This window comes from Mycolicibacter acidiphilus, assembly GCF_018455725.1.
Taxonomy (GTDB): Bacteria; Actinomycetota; Actinomycetes; order Mycobacteriales; family Mycobacteriaceae; genus Mycobacterium; species Mycobacterium acidiphilum.
This window is the reverse complement of record NZ_JAHCLR010000096.1, coordinates 1-2,425: the sequence shown is the minus strand read 5'-3', so window position 1 is coordinate 2,425 and position 2,425 is coordinate 1. Positions and strand designations below refer to the sequence as shown.

Genomic DNA, 2,425 nt, shown 5'->3' with positions numbered 1-2,425 from the left:
TAGCTCACCTAACTACCGATTTTGCAACAGCCCGCGAGGGCATCCAGCTGTTCACGTTCCCGCTGATGACCGCGACCGGGAAGTTCGCGATGCTCGGTCCGATGGCCGCGATGGGTGCCGCGACCGGCGCCGGCCTGATGTCATCGACCACCGCCGACGTGGCCGGAGCCACGCTGGCCGGGTCCTACGAATCGCCGGGCGTCTCGGCGGGGGTGGGCCGGGCCGCGCCGATCGGCCGGCTGTCGGTGCCGCCGACCTGGGCGACGGCGGCGTCGCAGGAGGTCCGGCTCGCAGCATCGGTCCTGCCCACCCCGGGTCCGTCGGCCGTGCCACCGGCCGGGATGGGTATGCCCGGCGGGTTCGTGCCACCGGTCGGTGGGGTGGCCAATGCGCCACGCGCCGGGGAGGGCCGGGTGCGCTCGGTCTCCAGTTTCAGGGCGATCCAATCGCAGGGTGAGACAAGCGAATCCGCCACTGACAGCCCGTGGGCGTACGGAGCGGTCGCCGACGGCGCCGGCGGTCTGAGCGATCGGGAGGTCGGGGAGCTCGACCTGCTGCGTGAGCAGATGGCCGACCTGGCGCTGGAATGCGATGCGATGGCACTGCTGATGAAAGAGGGGACCAACTGATGGCCGGGGGGTTGCCGCCGGAGGTGGTGTCGGGGCGGCTGTATGCGGGTGCCGGCTCGGGGTCATTGATGGCGGCGGCGTCGGCGTGGGATCGCCTTGCGGCGACGCTGGGTTCGGCGGCGTCGTCGTATTCGTCGGTGGTGTCGGGGTTGGTCGATGGGGCCTGGCAGGGGCCGGGTTCGGCGGCGATGGCGGCGGCGGCGCAGCCGTACATCGAGTGGATGACCGCGCTGGCCGGGCAGGCGGCGACGACGGCCGGCCAGGTGCGCGCGGCCGCGGCGGCGTTCGAGGCGGCGCATGCCGGTGCGGTGCCGCCGGCGGCGGTGGCGGCGAACCGGTCCGAGTTGTCGTCGCTGGTGTCGGGGAACGTGCTGGGACAGAACTCGGGGCTGATCGCGACGAATCAGGCTGAATACAGCGCGATGTGGGCGCAGGACGCGGCGGTGATGCAGACCTATGCGGCGGGTTCGGCGGCCGCCACGAAGTCGCTGCCGCCGTTGACTGCGGCCCCGCAGACCACCAACGGGACCGCCGGTGCGGCACCGTCGTCCAACCCGCTGATGGAGTTCCTCAACAACAACCCAGTGGAATCCTTCCTGAACAGCCCGGCCATCACCGGGTGGGAGACCCTGTTCAACAACAACACCGGGCTGCTGGTCGGCGGTCTCGGGGCGCCGACATTCGACGCGGCTAGCATCATGCTCGGCGGGCCGAACTTCCCGGTCAACGGCGCCGTCGCGGCCGCACTGTCCTACGGCGCGTTCTCCGCCGGGATGCCCGAACTGGCCTCGGCCACAACGGCGGCACCGGACGCAGCACCGTTCACCCTCGCGGGTGCGCACCAGCCCGGGATCGTGACGAACCCGACGGCGGCGCTGCGCGGAGCGGCGTCGGTTCCCCGGGAGGTGCTGGCCGGTGTAGCGCAGGCCGCGCCGGTCGGTGAGCTGTCGGTGCCGCCATCCTGGAACGCAGCGACGCCGCAGGGCATCCGGCTGGCGGCGCACCCATTGCCCAGCACCGGCTTTCCGGCTGTGCCGCATGCGGCACTCACCGGACGCAGCGGCCTGCACGGTGGACTTCCGGCGGTGGTCGGGGTGGTCAACGCGCCCCGGAAAGCCAAGCCGGCCAAGGAGTCAGCCGGTGACACCCGGCAGCGCGCGGCGGCGTCCGAACCGGTTGTCACCGGCGGGCGCGGTGAACTCGAACGGCTGCGCGAGGCGGTGGCGGAGCTGACCCGACGTCGCGACGCCATGGCGGACACCGCGGTCTCTCGGATCGAAAAGTCGGTCCGCTCGTGAGACGACCACCAGCGCTACCCGCCCGAGCTTCGCCGGAATTGTGATCACAACCGGCTCAACACAATCCAGGAAGGAAAACACATGTCTTTTGTCACCACCCAACCGGAGATGCTCAGCATGGCCGCGCGGGAACTGCAGGCCATCGGCTCGATGGTCAGCAGTGAGAACGCCGCGGCGGCCAGCCCGACCACCGGGATCTCACCGGCAGCCGCCGATGAGGTGTCGCTGCTGACGGCGGCCCAATTCGCCGCCCACGCCCAGCTCTACCAGACGATCAGCGCCCAGGCGGCGGCCATCCACGAGCAGTTCGTGCAGACGCTGGGGATCAGCGCCGAATCGTATGCGGCGACCGAGGCGGCCAATGCCGCGGCGGCCGGTTAAGCCGGAAACACCACAAGAGAAGGAGATACAGCAGTGACCGCACGTTTCATGACCGACCCGGACGCGATGCGTTCGATGGCAGGGCGTTTCGACGTTCACGCGCAGACCGTTGAGGAT

At 70.5% G+C, this 2,425-nt stretch carries 3 protein-coding genes and 1 pseudogene; all 4 read left to right on the top strand.

The window, feature by feature from the left end; translation table 11 throughout:
• Nucleotides 1–629: PE/PPE C-terminal domain-containing protein (locus KIH27_RS21855; RefSeq protein ID WP_214095059.1), on the top strand; the 629-nt coding region annotated here is incomplete at its 5' end.
• Nucleotides 629–1,927 (top strand): PPE family protein, encoded by a 1,299-nt coding sequence (locus KIH27_RS21850; protein ID WP_214095058.1) that lies wholly within the window; start codon nucleotides 629–631, stop codon nucleotides 1,925–1,927. The genes KIH27_RS21855 and KIH27_RS21850, both read left to right, overlap by 1 nt.
• Nucleotides 1,928–2,008: 81 nt before the next feature.
• A complete protein-coding gene (locus KIH27_RS21845) occupies nucleotides 2,009–2,308 on the top strand; it encodes a PE family protein (protein ID WP_214095057.1) in 300 nt (99 codons plus the stop codon).
• A gap of 33 nt (nucleotides 2,309–2,341) precedes the next feature.
• Nucleotides 2,342–2,425, top strand: a pseudogene (locus KIH27_RS21840) (WXG100 family type VII secretion target); the annotation flags it as partial.